Source organism: Streptomyces sp. NBC_00510, from assembly GCA_036013505.1.
In the GTDB taxonomy this organism is placed as follows: domain Bacteria; phylum Actinomycetota; class Actinomycetes; order Streptomycetales; family Streptomycetaceae; genus Actinacidiphila.
The window spans coordinates 9,734,244-9,752,846 of record CP107851.1 but is presented as its reverse complement, the minus strand read 5'-3'; the positions used below and the strand labels follow the sequence as shown (position 1 = coordinate 9,752,846).

Sequence of the window (18,603 nt, the reverse complement as noted above, 5' to 3'; positions counted from 1 at the left end):
TCCGTGCCTTCCGCCCGGATCGCCTGCCAACTGTGCGACATCGGCGTATGAGCGGTCGTGGTTCGCCTCCCGCGATGCGAAAGGCCGAGTTCGCCGGCTCGCGTACGCGACGAATCCAGCTACGGGCGGGAGGGCGGCGTTCCCCCCTCGGCATCGCTGCTCGCTGCGCTGGTGAGGATCGCGCTTGCGACAACGTCGAAGAGGTGATCGGCGCGTGGCGCGAGCGAGGGTTGATCGCCGAGCCAGGCGAGCGCCGCTACCAGGGCGAACACATCGTCGCCGTCCATGTCGGTCCGCGCGGTGCCGGCGGCCTGGGCACGGGTGAGGAGCCGCGCGCCGGCCGCGCGCAGCGTGACGCACGACGCGTGGAGTGCGGACTCGGTGTCCTCGATGGCGGCTGCCATCAGCACCACAGCGCCCCGGTACTCGGTTGTCCACGCGACGCAGTCGCGCAGCCACGATACGAGGGCGTCGTCGGGCGAGCCGGCCGTTTCGAGGGCGCCTGCCTTGGCGGTCAGCTCGTCGAAGCTCGTGCGGAGCAGGGCGTCGAGCAGCGCCTCGCGCGTCGGGAAGTGACGGAGCAGCGTCGCGAGTCCGACATCGGCCCTGCGCGCGATGTCGCGCAGTGACACGTCGACGCCTTGCTCGGTGATGGCGGTGCCCGCTACTGCGAGCAGGTGGTCGCGGTTCTTCCTGGCGTCGGCCCGCATCTGCCCCCCTTGACTATCCGGATCAGTGGTCCATATATTCGGATCAGTGGTCCGGTTATGTGGATCGCTGATCCGAATGAGTCTATCCCGCAGCGCGGGCAGGAGAGAACGATGCCGAAACACACGATGAGGGCGGTCCGGCTCCATGAGCACGGCGGTCCTGAGGTTCTGCGGTACGACGAGGTGCCGATGCCCGAGCCGGGGCCGGGTGAGGTGCTCGTTCGTGTGCACGCGGTCGGCGTCAATCCCCCCGACTGGTACCTGCGCGACGGGATGTCCAACCTGCCTCCGGAGGTGAGGCCGAAGTTCAGCCTGCCCGTGATTCCGGGGACGGACCTGTCGGGCGTCGTCGAGGCCGTCGCCGCGGATGTGGACGGCTTCTCCGTCGGGGACGAGGTCTTCGGTCTCCTTCGCTTCCCCAGCTTCGACGGCAGCACCTACGCCGAGTACGTGGCCGCGCCCGCGTCGGACCTCGCGCTCAAGCCGGCCGGCATCGATCACGTGCACGCCGCCGGGGCGCCCATGGCCGGGCTCACGGCGTGGCAGTTCCTGATCGAGCTCGGACACGATCACCCGTCGCCCTTCCAGGCGGCGCAGCACCGTCCGGTGCCACTCGACGCCGACACGACGGTGCTCGTCAACGGCGCCGCGGGGGGCGTGGGACACTTCGCGCTTCAGCTGGCGAAATGGAAGGGTGCACGGGTCATCGCGGTGGCGTCGGGCGCACACGAATCCTTCCTGCGCGAACTCGGCGCCGACGAGTTCATCGACTACACCAAGAACCGTCCCGAGGAACTCGTGCACGACGTCGACCTCGTTCTCGACGCCGTCGGCGGCCCCCACAGCAAGCGCTTCCTGCACACGCTCAAGCGCGGCGGCTCCCAGTTCCCCGTGTTCTTCGGCGAATTCGACGAAGAGGAGACCGCGAAGCTGGGCGTCACCGTCACGGGCACCCAGGTCCGCTCGAACGGCGCGCAGCTTGCCGAACTGGCACGCCTGCTCGAGGCGGGCACGGTCCGCGTCGCGATCGACAGCACGTTTGCGCTCACGGATGCCCGAGCCGCGCACGAACGCGCCGCCCGAGGGCACATCCGGGGGAAGATCGTGCTCACAGTCGCTTAGGAACGAGCCGTTTCACCGACGCGCAGGTGGTTGTGCCCGATGGCGGCGGTCAGGCGAGGAGTCGCTGCAGGACGCGGACAGCCACGCCGCCGGGTGTGCAGCCGCGGTGGCGTTCGAGGTCGTTCCGGCCCCTGAGGGTGTCGTTGACCGACTCGATCAACTGCCGCAGCGGATTGAACAGCTGCGCTCCGGTCCGTTCGGGTTCGCCCGTGCGGGCCGGAGCGCAGCGGGTGCACATTCGTCAGCTGTGCCAGTCGGCGTTCGGACTCGCGTCGTAGTGATGCCGGTCGCCGATCGGTGTCCGGCCCGGGCGGTGGGCGGTCAGCCGGGTCCAGGCGTCCAGGTTGCCGATCCGGACGGCAAGGTTGCACAACGCCAGGGAGGACCGTGAGCCGGGTTGGCTGTGCTCACGAAGAACCGCCGGCCCAGGCCACCCGGAGCTGAGCGCTTTTTGATATTCCTGGCGCCTGAAAGACGGCGGATTCGATATTCGCCTCCGAAGCACCCACCACTCATTACTCGGCGATGGGGCTGGGGGGACCTGCCAGTACCTGGACCAGCAGGCCAGGGCCAAGGCAGGCCTGCTGGACCGCTCCGGGGCGCCCTTTCGGCTGGTTCTCTGGGATGCACGCAGTCGTCAAGAACCAAGGATTTCCCCATGAACCTGAAGCTCGAAATGATCGTGCTGCCCGTCTCCGACACCGACCGGGCCAAGGCCTTCTACGAGAAGGTCGGATTCCGCCTGGACGTCGACTACACGGCCAACGAGGAATTCCGGGTCGTGCACTTCACGCCGCCCGGCTCCGAGTGCTCGATCATTTTCGGCGAGGGAATGACTCCTATCGCACCCGGCTCGTTCCAGGGCCTGTATCTCATCGTCTCCGACATCGAGGAGGCCCACGCGGAGCTCGTCGGCCGCGGCATCGAGGTCAGCGAGATCTTCCACGACGCCGGCGGGCTGCTGTACCACGGCCACGAGGGCGGGGACGTCACTTACGACCGTGTCGGCCAGAAGCAGCTGGCCGGGCTGCATCCCGAGCGCGCCTCCTACGGCTCCTTCCTCACCTTCAGCGACCCGGACGGCAACGGATGGGTGCTCCAGGAGGTCTCGCAGCGCCTCCCCGGCCGCTGACCGCCCCACGAAGCCACCGCAGGCTGGCACCGGACCGCCGGGCGAGCGCAAGGGTTGCTCTCCGCCGCCCGGCGGTCCGGTGCGGCGGGCGCCGAGAGACGGCTTCGCCGCCGTGGTCGCCCCATCCCGTGACCGCCCCGTCGACCCCGTGTGGTGCGGCGGCCCCGACGCCGTCCGGCAACGGGGGAACGGCGAACGCGGCCGCAATGGACCTTGGACGCCGGAGTGTCCGACCGAGTCACCGAAGCAATGAGGAACGCAACAGTGAGGAACGCAGCAGTGATGAACGAGACAACCCGCACCTACGACGTGATCGTCATCGGTGGGGGGCCGGTCGGCGAGAACGTGGCCGAACGCGCCCGCGCCGCAGGGCTCAGCGCCGTGATCGTGGAACGCGAACTCCTCGGCGGTGAGTGCTCGTTCTGGGCCTGCGACCCGAGCAAGGCACTGCTCCGGCCGGTGGTGGTGCGGGCTGACGCGAGCCGCGTACCCGGACTCGACCCGGCGGTGGCCGGCCCGCTGGACGTCGAGGCGGTCCTCGCACACCGCGACAAGATGTCCTCGTACTGGAAGGACGAGGACCAGGTCGACTGGCTGAACTCGGTCTCCGTCGACCTCGTACGCGGCCACGGCCGCCTCACCGGCCCCAAGCAGGTGGCCGTGCAGACCCCTGAGGGCGACACCATCGCCCTGGCCGCCCGGCACGCCGTCGCCGTCTCCACCGGCACCCGCGCCGCCCTGCCCCCGATCCCCGGACTCGACACCGTCCGCCCCTGGACCAGCCGCGAGGCCACCAGCGCCGACAAGGTGCCCGGCCGCCTCGCCGTCGTCGGAGGCGGTGTGGTCGCCGTCGAGATGGCCACCGTCTGGCAGGCGCTCGGTTCCCAGGTCACCATGCTCGTCCTCGACGACGGACTCCTCGAGCGAATGGAGCCGTTCGCCGGCGAACTGGTCACCGACGGACTGCGCGAAGCGGGCGTCGACATCCGCTTCAACACCAGCGTCACCTCCTTGGCCCGCGAGGGCGGCGAAGACGGCGAGTTGCGGATCACGCTCTCCGACGGCGGGCAGCTGGCCGCGGACGAGATCCTGCTGGCGACCGGCCGCGCCCCGCAGACCCGCGACGTCGGCCTGGAGACCGTCGGTCTCACCCCCGGCGACTGGCTGACCGTCGACGACACCTTCCGCGTCACCGGCGTCGACGGCGACTGGCTCTACGCCGTCGGCGACGTCAACCGCCGCGCGCTGATGACGCATCAGGGCAAGTACCAGGCCCGGATCGCCGGCACCGTCATCGGCGCCCGCGCAAAGGGAGAGCCCATCGACGACGCCCCCTGGGGCACGCATGTCGCCACCGCCGACCACGCGGCCGTCCCCCAGGTCGTCTTCACCACCCCCGAGGTCGCCTCCGTCGGCCTGACCAGCCGCGAGGCCGAGCGGAGCGGGCGCCGCATCGAGGTCGTCGACTACGACCTCGCCCACGTCGCCGGCGCCCACCAGTACGGCGAGGACTACCGCGGCAGGGCCCGCATGCTCGTCGACACCGACCGCAACACCGTGGTGGGCGTCACCTTCGCCGGCCCCGGCGTAGGGGAACTGGTGCACTCGGCCACCATCGCGGTCGCCGGCGAGGTGCCCCTCGACCGGCTCTGGCACGCCGTCCCCGCCTTCCCGACCCTCGGCGAAGTCTGGCTGCGTCTGCTGGAGACCTACCGCGGCTGAGTACGCTCCGGCCGGCATGCGGGGGCGGTTCTGGCCCCCGCCGGCTGACTCGGTCGCGTCCAGGTGAGGAGCGATCCTCCTCTCCCGGTGGCCGGTGGCGCTGCGGGGGCTCGTGAAGCCCCCGCAGCGCCCGCGTACGGAGCGGGAAGCACTCCACACGTGGGAGGGTCGGGGCATCGGATCACGCTGTCCCGCAGCGACTGCGGAGGAGTTCCACACCGGGGCCTGCGAGGTCGTCGCAGTAGGTCGCGCGCCCGGTCGTGGCCATGATCAGGGCCATGGTGGGGCCGGACACGAGCGGCCCGGAACCGGTGGCGAACGGGCCGTCGTCCGCGACGAGTCGCAGTCCGCCGATGCGGCCCTTGGCAAGGACCACGAGGTCCGAACCCTGGTAGTACTCGGCGACCTGCGTGACGACCTGGACCGGATAGTCGTGCCGGATACCCAGCGGGCGCCGGATGTCCTCTCCGTGCACGATCGTTTCACCCAGCATCGCCATGGCAGGCAAGGGAGGCTTGGTGGTGCTCGGGACGACATGCCGGAATCGCTCGAGGGTCTCGGCCGGAGTCGTACCCAACTGCTCGGCCAGCCGCATGGCCACCTGTTTGTCGAAGTCGAACCTGCAGCGGATCACTCCCGCCATCCAGCGCACGGCATTGAGGCTCGCGCCCGCGGTCAGGTGGGCCAGCACCTCACGTACCGTCAAGCCGGTGCACAACGACGGCGTTGCCCAACGCTCGTCCGTCAGATCTGCGAGATCGGCCGCCAGCGCCGCTCGCTCGGCGTGGATCAGGGGCCAGACCCCGGTCCCGCGGCTGCGGTCTGCTGTCAGTCCCGGATCGGTCATATGGCCAGGTCTCCTGTCACGGGTCGCGCTCTGCGGCAACGGCATTCACCAAGGAGACTCCGGCTCCAGCGCAAAGTCATCGCCCGTGCGCGGCCTATCCTCCGGCACCCGTACCTGGATCTCCCGCGCACCGGCAGCGGCCCGGAACGGAGATGTGAGACTTGACTCTCACAATATGTGAGAGGAGACTCTCACGTCATGGATGCCGGTAACCGTCTGGGCGATGTCGAGATCACCGATCCGCGGGCGATGCGGGCGCTGGCGCACCCGGTGCGGCTGGCGATCCTCGAACGCCTTCAGCGGCACGGGCCGGCGACGGCGACACAACTCGCGCCCGGTGTGGGGGCGACCCCGTCGGTGACCAGCTGGCATCTGCGGCATCTGGCGGGCTTCGGGCTGGTCCGCGATGCCGAGCCCGGCCCGGACCGTCGCCAGCGGCGGTGGGAGGCGGTGGCGCGCGGCTTCCGGTTCGAGGCGCCGGAGGACCCGGAGGACGAGGAGGGCAGGACTGCCGCGCGAGTCCTGTCCCGGGAGATGTTCGTGCGCTCCGCGGACCTGGCGAACCGGTGGGCTGCCGAGGTCGAGCCCGATCTCGAACCGGAGTGGCTGCGGCGTGCGGGTCTGGCCAACACCCGCGTCGTCGTCTCCGCCGACGAACTCGCCGCCATCGAGGACGCGATCGAACGCGTCCTCGCGCCCTACGTGACGCGTGACGAGGCCGCGCGTCCGGCCGACGCCCGCGGCGTCCGGCTGCTGCGTTACGCCCTGCCCGAGGGCGCCGAGGAGCAGACCGGCAGGACGTCATGAGCGCCGCGGACCAGGCCGTACCCATACCGCTCTGGCGTGACCAGAGGTTCCGTCGTTTCTGGGCCGGCCAGTCGGTCTCGCAGTTCGGCGACCGGATCACCGAACTGGCCCTGCCGCTGATCGCGGTGGGGGCGCTGCACGCCTCGGCCCATCAGGTGGCGTGGCTGACCGCGCTCATCTGGGCCCCGAACCTGCTCGGGACCGTCCTCGGTGCCTGGGTCGACCATCGCGTCCACAAACGGCGCCTGATGGTTCTCGCCGACCTGGCGCGCGCCGCAGTACTGCTCTCCCTCCCCGCTGCCTATCTGCTGGAGGCGGTGACGCTGGGGCAGTTGTACGCCGTGGCGCTACTGACGGGCGCCGCAGCGGTGCTGTTCAACACCGCCTATCCGCCGTTCTTCGCCCACCTGGTGCCCCGGTCCTCCTACGTGGACGCGAACAGCAAGCTCAGTACCAGCCGGTCGGCGTCATACGTCGCCGGCCCGGCGATCGGTGGTGCTCTGGTCCAGGCGCTGACCGCTCCCGTCGCCGTCGTCGTCGACGCCCTGACGTTCCTCGCGTCCGCGATTCTGGTCGGTCGGGTATCGATCGCCGAACCGCCGACCGTCCCTGACCGAGCGACACCCCCGCTGCTGCGGCGTGCCAGGGAGGGACTGGCGTTCGTCATCCGTCACCCGGTGCTGCGGGCGAGTCTCGGGTGCGTGGCGACCATCAACTTCTTCACCTTCGTCACGGGCACCGGACTGATGGTGCTGTTCGCCAGCCGGAACCTCGGACTGACCGCCGGAGTCATCGGCATGGCGTTCGGGATCGGCGCCACCGGCTCGCTCCTTGGCGCGGTGATCGCGCCGAAGGTCTCGCGAAAGCTCGGCATCGGCCGCACCATCGCCGTGGGCGCGGTGTTGTTCCCGGCACCGATCGCCATCGGCGCTGCCGCGGGCGGTCCCCTGTGGGCTCGCGTCGGAGCCTTGGCCCTGGCCCAGTTCCTCTCCGGCGTCGGCGTCATGCTCTTCGACGTCAACCTCAACTCCCTTCAGGCGGCGGTGATCCCCGATGGCATGCGCAGCCGGGTGGCGGGCGCGTACAGCACGATCAACTACGGCGTACGCCCTGTGGGCGCCGTCCTCGGCGGCCTCCTCGCCACCCTCATCGGCCTCCGGGTGACCCTCCTCGTCGCCGCCGTCGGCGGAGCGCTGTCGCTGCTCTGGCTGCTGCACTCGCCGATACCACGCATCCACTCCCTGACCCCCGACCATCCGGTCACTCCGGACAGCGGCACGGACCGGGACGCGCAACCATCGCCTACCTGACCCGCTACCGAAGCATCCGGGTCCGAGCGTGGGCCCCGCTGCCGAAACGGCTGCCCCTCACCGGCGCGATGGTCAAGCGCCGGTGAGGGGCGGTTGCCCGTGGGTGTCGCCGTGTAGAAGGGTCAGACCCGGTCGGCCGCGATGAGCAGGTACTGGAAGCTGCCGTTGCGGTAGGCGGTCAGGAACGTGTCCTCGATGCCGGTGACCAGGTGGTCCGCCTGCTTGCGCAGCTCCCAGTAGGGGATCGCGGCCTCGGTCAGGTCCTCCACGTGGACCGGTACCAGCCGGTGGCGCGCCATCGCCCGGAAGTACGCGGAGCGCGGGTGGATGTCGCAGATGTAGTGCGCGTTGATCAGGGACACCTCACGCGAGGCCTGACCGTAGGTGTCGTTGTAGCAGCCGGTGACGGTCACGTACCGTCCGCCGCGGCGCAGCAGACGGGCGTGCTCGGCGAACAGCAGGTCCAGCTCGACGTACATGGTGGACTCGTTGTTCCAGGACGCCGCGTACCCGCCGGTCTCGAAGCCCGTGTCGAGCATGTTGCGGTGGTGGTAGCGGACCTTGTCGTCGATGCCCCGGGCACGGGCCTGGTCGTTGGCGAAGTCAGCCTGTTTGGTGGAGAGGGTGACCCCGTCGGCGTGGCAGCCGTAGCGAAGATGCGCCACGACACTGCCGCCGCCCCGTCCGCAGCCGGCGTCGAAGACGCGGTCGGCCGCGGAGAGGTTCCCCAGGTTGGAGGCGAGCAGTTCGGCCTGGGCGTGCTCCAGGCGGTGCAGTTCGGCGGTGATGCGCTTGCGCCGCCGGCCGGGATCGGGTTCGTCGAGGACCGAGGTGTCGGCCTCACCGATGCCGTAGTGGTGGTGGTACAGGTCGTCGATCTTTCCGAGTTCGAGGTTGACCGGGTTCTCCTCGGCGTTCCAGTAGTCCGCGATCCGGCTCTGGTAGGTGGACTGGGCCGGGACCGGAAGGACCGCGGGCCGGACGGCAGGGGCGTGGGTCAACTGTTGCTCCTCGTGGTGCAGGTGCCATGTGCCGGTGGGTCACAGGCGGCGGTTACCAGTAGTCGGGCAGGTGGTAGCGGTGGCTGTTGGTGGCGTGCCACTCGTGGTTGCCGGACACCCAGGCGGCGAGCCCCCGGGCGTAGCGCTCCACGAGGGGCGAGGTGGCGGAGAGCAGGGCCGATTCCTCTTCGAAGGCCGCCATGATCGTGTTGTGGATCTCGACCGACCGGAGGTAGGCGGCCTTCAGCCCGCACCGCTCGTTGGCGGCGACGACCTGGGGCAGGTTGAGGTGTGCCGGGTCGCTGGCCAGCTCCTTGGTGAAGGAGTACAGGTCGTTGACGATCGTCGTGGCGTTGCAGGCCAGGGCCGTGATCCGCTGGATCTCGGGGCGGGCGTAGGCCTGCTCGGGCAGTTCGTAGCCGTCCACGGCGTCCACGATGGACAGGCACGGGCGGAAGTTGTTGAACTGCCGCATCACGAGGTACTCCCAGACCTTCGGCACGTAGCGGGTCTCCGCCCAGGCGGCCTCGGCCAGGTAGCCCAGGTGCAGCCGGGCGACGTCATGCACGAACCGGTCGGTCTGGCTGGGTGTGGCCAGGACGGCGAAGTCCCGCAGCGCGAGGTGGTAGGAGCGCAGCGGGCCGTCCGCCCGGACACCTTGCCGCCACTCCTCCTCCAGTGCGGGGGTGCCGTGGTACGGGTCGAGTGCCGACTGGGCGATGACCAGTCGTCCGCCGAGGCCCTTGCGCGCGCCCCCGCGGCCCTCGTCCTCCTCGCAGTAGCAGGAGTCGACGATGTTCTCGGCGAGCAGCAGCTTGCCGGCGGCGGTGAGACGCTCCAGGTCGGCGGCCCCCGGGTGCTGGAGCACGACGGCACGGCCGAACTGGAAGCCGGCGAAGTCGCCCTGCCAGGCCGCCGGGAACAGGTCGTTGGCGCGGGCCCAGGCCTCCACGCGCAGGTCGACCTCCTGCACCTTCTCCGGGTCGGCGGGCACCGCGGGCCGGTACAGCAGCCCGGGGATCGCGCCGTGGCGCCGCGCTCTCGCGCTCCGGGCGGGGCTGGGGGGTCCGGGCAGGGTGAAGGCGGTGGGGTGTGTGGTCACGGGGTGCTCCAGGCCGTCATTCGGGGAGCCGGCCGACCTGGACGTTCTCCAGGATCCCTGCCGCGTCGGGCACGAGGATGGCCAGCGAGTAGTAGGCGGTGACGAGGTAGCTGATGATCGCGGCGGAGTCGATGCCCATGAACCGGACGTTCAGGCCCGGCTGGTACTCCTCCGGGATGCCGGTCTGGTGCAGGCCGACGACGCCCTGGTCGGCCTCGCCGGTGCGCAACGCGATGATGCTGGTGGTCTGGTCGTCACTGATCGGGATCTTGCCGCAGGGCAGGATCGGGACCCCGCGCCACGCCGGCACGTCGTGGCCGTCGAGGCTCGCGGTGCCGGGCATCAGGCCGCGCCGGTTGCACTGCCGGAAGAAGGCGGCGATCGCCTTGGGGTGGGCGAGGAAGACCTTCGTCTTGCGGCGCATCGACAGCAGCTCGTCCATGTCGTCCGGGACCGGCGGGCCGGCGAAGGTGCTGACCCGCTGGCCGTAGTCGACGTTGTGCAGGAGGCCGAACTCCCGGTTGTTGACCAGCTCCCACTCCTGGCGCTCGCGGATCTCCTCGACGGTCAGGCGCAGTTGCTGCTCGGTCTGGTCCATCGGGTCGTTGTAGAGGTCGGCGACGCGGCTGTGGAGCCGCAGGACGGTCTGGGTGAGGGACAACTGGTACTCGCGCGGGGCGAGGTCGTAGTCCACGAAGCCGCCCGTCAGCGTCGGCTCGCCCACGTGGCCGGCCTGCACCGGGACGTCGGCCTCGCCCTTGCGGTTCATCGGCCGGTGCTGCCGGTCGACGTAGGACCGCAGATGCGCGCCGAGGGAGGGCGCCCGCTGCGTGAGGTCCTCGACGGCGGCCCAGGGCATCGCGAGGACCACCCCGGCCGTCTCGGCCCGCACCGAGGCCGACCACAGCGGGTCGGGCTGTCCCACGGCCTCGTCGCCCAGTTGGTCGCCGTCCGTGACGACCCCGATGATCCCCTCGTCGCCGTACTTGCCGCAGGTGTAGCGCGTGAACCGGCCGTGGACGACCAGGTACACCTCCGTCACGGGCTGGCCGGCCTCGAAGAGCACCTGTCCGGCGCGCACCTCCTGGGGCCGGAAGTGGCCGGCGATCTCCCGCAGGACGTCCGTGTCGGGGTAGCCGCGCAGGATCGGCAACTCCGTGAGCGACTGCGGGATGACGCGGATGTCGTCGCTCCCGTTGTGCTCGAAGTGCACACGGCCACGGTTCGTGCGCAGTTGGAGGCGCCGGTTGACCCGGTACGTGCCGCCCTTGACGTCCACCCACGGCAGGGCCTTCAGCAGCCACCGCGAGGTGATGGCCTGCATCTGCGGTTCGGACTTGGTGGTCGTGGCGAGCTGGCGTGCCGCGCGGGTGCTCAGACTGGTGAGCTGCTCGGCCGCGGGATCAGCGGCGGGTTCTTCGACGGCGGGACCGGTGGCGCTGTCCAGTGTGGACACATTCCCTCCAGCAGGGCTGGTGAACGAACACGGGGCGACCGCCGCGGTCGGTGACGACGTGACGGCGGCGACCCCGTGATCCACTCAATCAGGACGGTCCGGGCGCGGGGTACGGCGTGAACGGGGCGGATCAGCGCTCCGGGGGTGGCAAACCTGCTGTTGGGGGCGGGGGTGGCCGACAGTGTGCTCCTGCGCCTCCGGACCGCTTCCGTGAGCCGTGTGACATCACCCTCCGGAGAAGATTCACCACCACGAAACCACCGCCAAAACACCCGGGACAACAAAACACCGATGCACCTCGCCCCTGATGCCGCCCCGCGCCCCCGCCCAGCCGCCGAAGACCGACGGCGCCCCGGCGAACGTCGGGCCTGGCCGAGGAATCGATCTCCCTGGACTTCTACGCCGGGCACGGCTTCGGTGCGGAGATCGAGCTGATCCCCTCCGGCCGAACCTGCCGCCCTGCGCGCTGCGGCCCTTGGCAATACGGTCGAGCGAATGCGGAACGGTTCAGATGGAGCGTCAAGAAGGCGCGTCGCGATATGACGGCGCTCACCACCGGCTGACGGGCCGACGGGAGAATCCATGAAGGCCAACCATGGCGCCGAAGTTCTATCCTGCGACGTGACGTCGTCCTTCTGCTGATCCCCGCAAGGCACCCACGAGGGCCCGCCGGCTCACCGGCGGACCCGTCGCGTTCGACCGAGCCGGCTGCGGGGGGGGAACATCACGCGGACACCGGCGGTGGCCTCGTCCGTCCAGGTGACGCGACACGCCGCCTCCACGCGCTGCGTGCCACGTCACCCGAACGCGTCCGCGCTTCGCACCTAGGGTGACGCCAGGAGGTGGCGGATGCGAGTGGGGTTGCACGCGCTCGGCATCGGTGACGGTGCCCGCCCGGAGGTCATCAGGACGGTGGCCACAGCCGCGGAGACGCACGGCTTCGCCAGGCTCTGGTGCGGCGAGCACGTGGTGCTCGTGGACGCACCCGCCTCCCGCTACCCCTACTCCCCGGACGGCCGGATCGCCGTACCCGCGGACGCGGACTGGCTGGACCCGCTGCTCGCCCTCAGCTACGCGGCGGCCGTCACCAGCCGGATCGGGCTCGCCACCGGCGTGCTCCTGCTGCCGGAGCACAACCCGGTCGTGGTCGCCAAACAGGCCGCCACACTTGACGTCCTCTCAGCCGGACGCTTCTGCCTCGGGGTCGGGGCCGGCTGGTCGGCCGAGGAGTTCGCGGCACTCGGGGTCCCCTTCGCCGGGCGCGGGCGGCGCGCCGAAGAGTACCTCGCCGCGATGCGCGCCCTCTGGACCGAGGATCCGGCCTCCTTCGCAGGCGAGTTCACCCGCTTCGACGCGATCCGGGTCAACCCGAAGCCGCTGCGCGGTGGCCGGCTCCCGGTCGTGGTCGGCGGCCACAGCGACGCCGCCCTGCGCCGCGCGGTCAGGCACGCCGACGGCTGGTACGGCTTCAACGTCCCGGTGGCCGACGTCGGCTCGTGTGTGGCCGTCCTCGCCGACGAGTGCACCCGCCAAGGTCGCGCCTTCGACGAGCTCACGGTTGCCGTCGCGTTGAGTGACGGCACGCCGGAGCACCTGCCCGCCCTCACCGAAGCGGGCGTCTCGGAACTCGTCGTCGTCGGCGCGCCCCCGCCTGCTCCCGACGCGGCGGCCACCTGGGTCGCGGAACTCGCCCGGACGTGGATCATCCGGAATGAGTGACCGTGTTCGGTCACCGCGCTGACCGGCTGACCCCAGCCCTCCACGCGCAAGCCTCGTGAACCGGAGCCCGCACACCAACAAGGCTGCCGACCGACAAGCCTTCCGGGGTTGCGAAGCCGACGCGCGACCCCGTACACCCCATGGGCGGTGCGTCAGATGCGTCCTTCTGCGAAGAGCCGCACCAAAACCTCCATGGCCGGACCCTGCGCTGGACGGACCGGACGATAATGCCGGGACGTCGATCCGCGGTCCCCGCCGGTGGACCGTGGTGACCGACCAGTCCCCGTCGTCAGAGCCCCGGCACCGGCACCGTCCAGGAGAGCTCGCTGATCACGGCTGCTGCCTTCTGCGGCCGGCGGAGGCTTTCTCGATGTCTGCGCCGGAGCTGACGTGCCGCTGGGTCTCCTGGGGGCCGTGCCAGTCCAGGCACATCACGGTGGCATCGTCTTCGAGCTGGCCGCCGGCGGCTTCCCGGACTGCGGACGTCAGCGTCAGCGCGGTCTCGCGTGGATGCAGGTCCCGGGTGCGCTCCAACAGGGCAAGCAGGTCGACCTTCTGCCCATGGCGTTCGAGCATGCCGTCGGTCAGCATGAGCAGACGGTCGCCGGGGCGCAGATCGATGTCCTGAACCCGGTAAGGGTGCGGCGCGTACACGGAGAGCCCGAAGGGATGGTCCACCTCGCAGGTGATCACCTCCGCGACCCCCTTGCGTACGTGCAGTGGCCAGGGGTGACCGGCGTTGACGAGCTGGGCCTGCCCGGTGTGGAGGTTGATCCGCAGGAGCTGCCCGGTGGCGTGACCCTGGCCGTGGTCGGCCAGGGCCTGGTCGGCCCGACGGGCCTGCTCGGCCAGGCCGGCTCCTGCACGGCGCGCGCCGCGCAGAGCACCCACCAGGACCGTGGCGGCCAGGGCGGCGTCGATGTCGTGCCCCATGGGGTCGGTCACCGACAAGTGCAGGATGTCCCGATCCACGGTGTAGTCGAACGTGTCGCCACTGAGGTCTTCGGAGGGCTCCAGACTCCCGCACAGGGTGAACTGCGCGGCCTCGCAGGACAGCGACGCGGGCAGCAGCTGATACTGGATCTCTGCTGCCAGGGTCGGGGGCCTGGAGCGTTTGCCCCAGGTGTAGAAGTCGGTGAAGCGCCCGTTGGCGATCACGACATAGGCCAGGGCATGGGCGGCTTCCCCGACGACATCAAGGACATCTTCACCGCAGTCAGTCGGCAGGAGCAGCTCCAGCAGTCCAATGGCGTCCCCCCGGTTGGTGACCGGTACGATCATTCGCTGTCCGCGGCTCGTCGCCTCTTGATACAGCCGCTGGGTACGGATCACCTGCTCGTAGACGCTGCCGAACAGGGGGATCCGTTCCGCTTCCCTCTCACCCCCCGCTGCCCCGGCGGTGGACAGCCGCGCCACCGCCTTGCCCGTCAGGTCCACGATGAGGAAAGAGACCTTCGTAGCCTGAAAACGCCGCCGCAGGTCCTCCGCGACCACGTCGACAGCATCCGCCGGCGCCGCTGTCTCGGCCGCCGTCAGCAGCCGGGGAAGTCCACTCTTTCCAGCACTCACGGCCGCGGTCCCTTCGACCAGCCCTCTCACACCAGCTTGGCCACCGCAGCGGTGAGCGTCAATCTGTGCCCGCTCACGGCAGAAGTCGGCACAGGGAACTCCGCGGGTCCCTCAGGCATCAACCGCAACAGGGGCCCCAGCCGGCCCTGCCTGTCGGAGTCACCAGCCACCCCGCGACCGGCGCCTACGACGGTGAGCAGCGTCCGGTCCCTATGGCAGGCGTCGCCGAATCCCTCTGGCTTCGGCCCGGGGTCGGGCATCCGAAGTTGTCCAAGGGACAGGTCTGCTCAGCTCGCCACGAGGATGCCGACTTCGGCGTCGGTGGCCGAATGGCTGCGGATCAGGTTGCCGCAGAGCCCGGCCGTCGAGGCCGTGGCCCGGCCCCTTGCGTGTCACGCTCGCCAGGAGCGGATGCGTTCGGCGGCGGCGAACACGTCGACCTTGCCGCTGACGATGTCGCGGGCGAGCTCCACCGGGGCGCAGGGCGCGTTGAGGGTGTGGCCGCCGGCCGTCATGTAGGCCACCGCGGCCATCGCGCCGAGCAAGGCGTTGCGAGCGGGGAGGGGCGGAGATGGACAGCAGCGAGCCCACAGCAAGAGTCACCCTGCGTTGCATGACGGCCATATTCAGTAGCCGACCGGGTGATCTCTCCCCCCGGGCGCCGATCGGCCGGGGCATCAGCGCGCCTGACGATCGGGACGTGGACCGGGGCGGCGGTCGGCTCAGCCGGTTCCGGCCGTCACGCCACCGGGGCGTCGAAGTCGATCGGGTACCGGAACTGCCAGGCGTTCTTCTCGGGCTTCATCAGCTTGAACATCGTCGGCAGCAGCGCGTCGCGGATCACCCGCGCGACCGGGCCGGCCGCCTTGCGGGCGTTGGTGCGGGCGGTCTCCTTGATGATCCGCTCCACCCTGGGCCAGCGCAGTTCCTCGTAGCGGGCCAACGCCTGAGGCAGGGGCAGGTCGCGCAGGCAGCGGGCGAGTTCGACGGAACTCTCCGCGGCGAGCGAGGCGCCCTGGCCGGAGCTGGAGGAGGGCGCATGGGCGGCGTCCCCGGTGAGGACCATCCGGCCGCGGCTCCAGCGCACCGGCTGCGGCATGCTCTCGGTGCTGCCGGCGAAGAGCATGGTCTTCGGGTCGGTGGCCGCCAGCATCCGTCCGGCCGGGGTGGCGTCGCCTTCGCAGACCTTCGCCAGGTGTTCCAGCCAGTGGGCGCCGCCGCGCTCGCGCTGCTCGTTGACCGAGAGCGGCTGGGCCACCGGCAGGTTGATGAACCACAGGCCCGTGCCGTCGGCGAAGACCTGCCAGGCGAAGAAGCAGCGCTTGCCGAAGGTCATGTGCATCATGCCGTCGGTGGGCGCGACGCCGGCGTCGGCGACCATGGCGCCGAACCCGGCCGTGCCCGCGAACTGCGGTGCGGAGGCGGTCGGGTCGATCAGGCCGCGGACCGTGGAGCGCAGTCCGTCCGCGCCGATGAGCACGTCCGCGGTCGCCGTGCTGCCGTTCGCGAAGCGCGCGGTGACACCGTCGGCGTCCTCGCTCGCGTCGACGATGCGTCTGCCGTAGACGGTGGCCACGCCCCGCTCCTGGGCGGCCTCGCGCAAGGTACGGAACAGCTCCGCGCGGAACACGAAGCGCGTCGGATCGATACCGGGCAGCGTGCCGAACTCGGCCAGCTTCCTGCCGTTCCAGCTCTGCAGCACCATGCCGTTCATCTCGGTGCTGACCGCGCGGATCGCGTCGCCCACGCCGATCGCGTCGAACGCCTGGAATCCGTTCGGCGCCAGTCCCATGCCGCCGCCGACCTCGTCGGCCGGGCCTTCGTACGCCTCGAAGACCGTCGCCTCGATGCCCGCCTGCTGGAGCGCCATCGCGGTGACGGGACCGGCGATGCCGCCGCCGATGACCAGTGCGGATCGGACCTTGCCGTTCGTGGTGCCAGTCGAGTTCGTCATGACTTGATAGTTGCACTGCAACTAGTCTCCGGTCAACTAGTTCGACCGTGGGTAGCATCGAGCCATGAGCACTGCGCCCCGGAGTTCCCCCCTCGCCCTGACCGTCCTGGCCCTGCTGCACTACAAGCCGCTGCATCCCTACGGCATCCAGCGGCTGCTCAAGGAATGGGGCAAGGACCAGGTCGTCAACGTCGGTCAGCGGGCCGGCCTGTACCGGACCATGGAGCGCCTGCTCGCCGCCGGGCTGATCGCCGTCCGCGAGACGGGCCGGGACGCGCAGTACCCGGAGCGCACGGTCTACGAGGTCACCGAGGCGGGCAGCGAGACGGCGCACCGCTGGCTCGACGAGATGCTCTCCACGCCGAAGCAGGAGTTCCCCGAGTTTCCCGCCGCACTGTCGCTGATCATGATGCTGACGCCGGAGGCACTGCGGGATGCGCTCGGCCGCCGCGCCGAAGCCCTGGAGGCCGCCCTCACGAAGCACGACGCGGACCTCGCCCGGGAAGCGGACAGCGGGCTGCCGCGGATCGCGACGCTGGAGCTGGGGTACGTGCGCACGATGACGGCGGCGGAGCTGGCATGGGTCCGGGGCGTCCTGGCCGATTTCGCCGACGGACGCCTGGCCTGGTCACCCGAGGAACTGCTCGCACACGCGGGCGATGACGGGTGATCACCGGGGCGGCCGGGCAGTGCCGCGTCACTTCCCGGCAGGGCCTCCGGTGCCGGGGTCCAGCAGCCCGCGCAGGACGTTGCCCTCCGTCGTCAGATAGCTGGAGCGGTAGTCGAAACGGCGCGCCCGGGCGAACAGCAGGAAGTAGTACTTGGCGTTCTCGCTGAACCAGTACGCCGGGGTCAGGTCCCCCAGCTTCATCGGGGACGCCGTCACGTCCCGGACGACCGTGTAGCCGTTGGGGACCTTGCAGTAGCGCTCCTGGCGGCCGAACATCTCGCGGGCGCGGGCGCGGTACAGCTCCTTCCCGGTGGTGAGCCACAGGAGCAGGCAGGAGTTGGCATACTCCGGGCGCAGCGGATAGGACGGGTCGATCGCGCGCAGGGTGCGGTAGTCGAAGAGGTCCGGCGGCAGGCGGAAGGTGTCGAGCGCGGCGGTCCAGCTGTCGAGGTAGCTCTCGCCGCCGGCGAGGCGGCCGCTCTGGGCGAGCAGGCCGGCGTAGAAGGCGGTCAGCCCGGACTCGACGTGGCCGGCGGGGCGGCCCGTGGCCATCTGCGCCTGCCGGAACCACAGCCGCCCGGTGTCCCGGTCGGCGAGGTACCTGAAGATCCCGGCGGTCAGCGTGGTGTACCAGGTGTGCAGTTCCTCGTCGCCGTACAGCGCCCAGCCGTGCCACAGACTCTCGTAGAAGGAGTCGACCGGCGGATCGAGGGTGGCGGTGGTACCGGTCCACGCCCCGGTCTCGACGTTCATGCTGGTGCCCACGAGGTCCAGCCGCGAGCGGCGTTCGTAGACGGCACGCAGCGCCCGCTTGGCCGCACCGTAGTACGAGCGGTCGCCGGTGAGCCGGGACAACTCCCCGAACTCGGTGATGCAGCTGCCGATCTCGGCGAGGTAGTTGACCCGGCCGCCGACCGCGCCCGTGGAGAGGTTGACGTAGCGGTAGGGGGCGCCCGTGGGCGACTTGACGAAGGCGGGCATCAGCCGGTCCGCGAGGTCGCGGGCCAGATCCAGCAGCACGGGTTCCCTGGTCGCCAGGTACCCCGACAGCAGCCCGCCGACCAGCCGGATGATCGATTCGAAGACCTGGACCGGCACGTCCTGATCGAGGACGAGTTCGTTGCGCACCCAGTGGACGGCCGCGGCCAGGTCCTCGTCCAGCTCCATCAGGTACAGCGTGTCGAGCGCCTCGACGATCGTCAGGCCGAACGTGTGACCCCGGGCGAAGAAGTCCGCACCGCAGCCACGCAGCGGCCGCAGCTCGTCACGGCCCCAGGCCAGCCGTCGGTAGGCGTCCCATGCGCGGCGGAACGAGGCGACGACCTCCTCACCCAGGTCCGCGTACGGATCGGACGCGGCGTCGGCAGCCGCACCGGCCAAGGGCACAGCCGGAACGGCGGCGACCGGCGTCAAGGCGGCGACGGCACTCAGGAGCCTGCGTCGTGACACTCCATCAGGACCCGTGAAAGTTCTCATAACCGC

General features: G+C 70.4%; 16 protein-coding genes and 1 pseudogene. 7 read left to right on the top strand and 10 right to left on the bottom strand.

The window, feature by feature from the left end; translation table 11 throughout:
• Positions 1-119: 119 nt before the first annotated feature.
• Entirely contained in the window at positions 120-710 is a 591-nt protein-coding gene (locus OG937_44535; GenBank protein WUD78291.1) for a TetR/AcrR family transcriptional regulator, read from the bottom strand.
• A gap of 111 nt (positions 711-821) precedes the next feature.
• On the opposite strand from OG937_44535, the gene OG937_44530 reads away from it, so the two are divergent.
• Complete coding sequence (locus OG937_44530) at positions 822-1,832, top strand: NADP-dependent oxidoreductase (GenBank protein WUD79073.1); 1,011 nt, start codon at positions 822-824, stop codon at positions 1,830-1,832.
• Here OG937_44530 and OG937_44525 read toward each other — a convergent pair.
• Positions 1,829-2,004: pseudogene (locus OG937_44525) on the bottom strand (IS982 family transposase). The gene OG937_44530 and the pseudogene OG937_44525 sit on opposite strands and share 4 nt — an antisense overlap.
• Positions 2,005-2,490: 486 nt before the next feature.
• On the opposite strand from OG937_44525, the gene OG937_44520 reads away from it, so the two are divergent.
• Both OG937_44520 and OG937_44515 read left to right on the top strand, forming a co-directional pair.
• Positions 2,491-2,964, top strand: coding sequence for a VOC family protein (locus OG937_44520; GenBank protein WUD78290.1), 474 nt, complete (start codon positions 2,491-2,493; stop codon positions 2,962-2,964).
• 282 nt (positions 2,965-3,246) lie between these two features.
• Positions 3,247-4,686 carry an NAD(P)/FAD-dependent oxidoreductase gene (locus tag OG937_44515; protein WUD78289.1) on the top strand — a complete coding sequence of 480 codons (1,440 nt, stop codon included), beginning with the start codon at positions 3,247-3,249 and terminating at the stop codon, positions 4,684-4,686.
• Positions 4,687-4,867: 181 nt separating this feature from the next.
• On the opposite strand, the gene OG937_44510 is transcribed toward OG937_44515, so the two are convergent.
• Positions 4,868-5,533, bottom strand: a complete 666-nt coding sequence (locus OG937_44510) for a maleylpyruvate isomerase family mycothiol-dependent enzyme (GenBank protein ID WUD78288.1) — start codon at positions 5,531-5,533, stop codon at positions 4,868-4,870.
• Positions 5,534-5,731: 198 nt separating this feature from the next.
• Between OG937_44510 and OG937_44505 the strand changes: the two genes are divergently transcribed.
• Positions 5,732-6,340 carry a helix-turn-helix domain-containing protein gene (locus tag OG937_44505; GenBank protein WUD78287.1) on the top strand — a complete coding sequence of 203 codons (609 nt, stop codon included), beginning with the start codon at positions 5,732-5,734 and terminating at the stop codon, positions 6,338-6,340.
• Positions 6,337-7,650, top strand: a complete 1,314-nt coding sequence (locus OG937_44500; GenBank protein ID WUD78286.1) for an MFS transporter — start codon at positions 6,337-6,339, stop codon at positions 7,648-7,650. Before OG937_44505 ends, OG937_44500 begins: the two co-directional genes overlap by 4 nt.
• Before the next feature lie 122 nt (positions 7,651-7,772).
• On the opposite strand, the gene OG937_44495 is transcribed toward OG937_44500, so the two are convergent.
• From OG937_44495 to OG937_44485, 3 genes are read right to left on the bottom strand one after another with little or no spacing between them, the layout of a single operon-like run.
• Positions 7,773-8,651 carry a methyltransferase domain-containing protein gene (locus OG937_44495; GenBank protein ID WUD78285.1) on the bottom strand — a complete coding sequence of 293 codons (879 nt, stop codon included), beginning with the start codon at positions 8,649-8,651 and terminating at the stop codon, positions 7,773-7,775.
• A gap of 52 nt (positions 8,652-8,703) precedes the next feature.
• On the bottom strand, positions 8,704-9,753 hold the full coding sequence (locus OG937_44490) for a family 2 encapsulin nanocompartment cargo protein terpene cyclase (GenBank protein ID WUD78284.1): 1,050 nt from the start codon (positions 9,751-9,753) through the stop codon (positions 8,704-8,706).
• 16 nt (positions 9,754-9,769) lie between these two features.
• Positions 9,770-11,209 (bottom strand): family 2B encapsulin nanocompartment shell protein, encoded by a 1,440-nt coding sequence (locus tag OG937_44485; GenBank protein ID WUD78283.1) that lies wholly within the window; start codon positions 11,207-11,209, stop codon positions 9,770-9,772.
• An 849-nt stretch (positions 11,210-12,058) separates the two neighbouring features.
• Between OG937_44485 and OG937_44480 the strand changes: the two genes are divergently transcribed.
• Positions 12,059-12,928 carry an LLM class F420-dependent oxidoreductase gene (locus OG937_44480; protein ID WUD78282.1) on the top strand — a complete coding sequence of 290 codons (870 nt, stop codon included), beginning with the start codon at positions 12,059-12,061 and terminating at the stop codon, positions 12,926-12,928.
• A 330-nt stretch (positions 12,929-13,258) separates the two neighbouring features.
• Here the strand turns inward: OG937_44480 and OG937_44475 are convergent, their stop codons facing one another.
• The 3 genes from OG937_44475 to OG937_44465 form a co-directional block, all read right to left on the bottom strand.
• Entirely contained in the window at positions 13,259-14,497 is a 1,239-nt protein-coding gene (locus OG937_44475; protein ID WUD78281.1) for a serine/threonine-protein phosphatase, read from the bottom strand.
• 392 nt (positions 14,498-14,889) lie between these two features.
• Positions 14,890-15,030, bottom strand: coding sequence for a hypothetical protein (locus tag OG937_44470; protein WUD78280.1), 141 nt, complete (start codon positions 15,028-15,030; stop codon positions 14,890-14,892).
• 206 nt (positions 15,031-15,236) lie between these two features.
• The gene (locus tag OG937_44465) at positions 15,237-16,451 is read right to left on the bottom strand and encodes an FAD-dependent monooxygenase (protein ID WUD78279.1); all 1,215 of its coding nucleotides are present in this window, start codon (positions 16,449-16,451) and stop codon (positions 15,237-15,239) included.
• Positions 16,452-16,515: 64 nt separating this feature from the next.
• Between OG937_44465 and OG937_44460 the strand changes: the two genes are divergently transcribed.
• On the top strand, positions 16,516-17,121 hold the full coding sequence (locus OG937_44460) for a PadR family transcriptional regulator (GenBank protein WUD78278.1): 606 nt from the start codon (positions 16,516-16,518) through the stop codon (positions 17,119-17,121).
• Positions 17,122-17,148: 27 nt separating this feature from the next.
• Here the strand turns inward: OG937_44460 and OG937_44455 are convergent, their stop codons facing one another.
• Positions 17,149-18,507, bottom strand: a complete 1,359-nt coding sequence (locus OG937_44455; GenBank protein ID WUD79072.1) for a glycoside hydrolase family 47 protein — start codon at positions 18,505-18,507, stop codon at positions 17,149-17,151.
• Positions 18,508-18,603 lie beyond the last annotated feature (96 nt).

Excerpts from the sequence above, each read along its gene's own strand:
- OG937_44515 (WUD78289.1), top strand. The coding sequence starts at position 3,247 with ATGAACGAGACAACCCGCACCTACGACGTGATCGTCATCGGTGGGGGG.
- OG937_44480 (WUD78282.1), top strand. The coding sequence starts at position 12,059 with ATGCGAGTGGGGTTGCACGCGCTCGGCATCGGTGACGGTGCCCGCCCG.
- OG937_44500 (WUD78286.1), top strand. The coding sequence starts at position 6,337 with ATGAGCGCCGCGGACCAGGCCGTACCCATACCGCTCTGGCGTGACCAG.
- OG937_44520 (WUD78290.1), top strand. The coding sequence starts at position 2,491 with ATGAACCTGAAGCTCGAAATGATCGTGCTGCCCGTCTCCGACACCGAC.
- OG937_44505 (WUD78287.1), top strand. The coding sequence starts at position 5,732 with ATGGATGCCGGTAACCGTCTGGGCGATGTCGAGATCACCGATCCGCGG.
- OG937_44535 (WUD78291.1), bottom strand. The coding sequence starts at position 710 with ATGCGGGCCGACGCCAGGAAGAACCGCGACCACCTGCTCGCAGTAGCG.
- OG937_44470 (WUD78280.1), bottom strand. The coding sequence starts at position 15,030 with ATGGCCGCGGTGGCCTACATGACGGCCGGCGGCCACACCCTCAACGCG.
- OG937_44460 (WUD78278.1), top strand. The coding sequence starts at position 16,516 with ATGAGCACTGCGCCCCGGAGTTCCCCCCTCGCCCTGACCGTCCTGGCC.
- OG937_44530 (WUD79073.1), top strand. The coding sequence starts at position 822 with ATGCCGAAACACACGATGAGGGCGGTCCGGCTCCATGAGCACGGCGGT.
- OG937_44510 (WUD78288.1), bottom strand. The coding sequence starts at position 5,533 with ATGACCGATCCGGGACTGACAGCAGACCGCAGCCGCGGGACCGGGGTC.
- OG937_44465 (WUD78279.1), bottom strand. The coding sequence starts at position 16,451 with ATGACGAACTCGACTGGCACCACGAACGGCAAGGTCCGATCCGCACTG.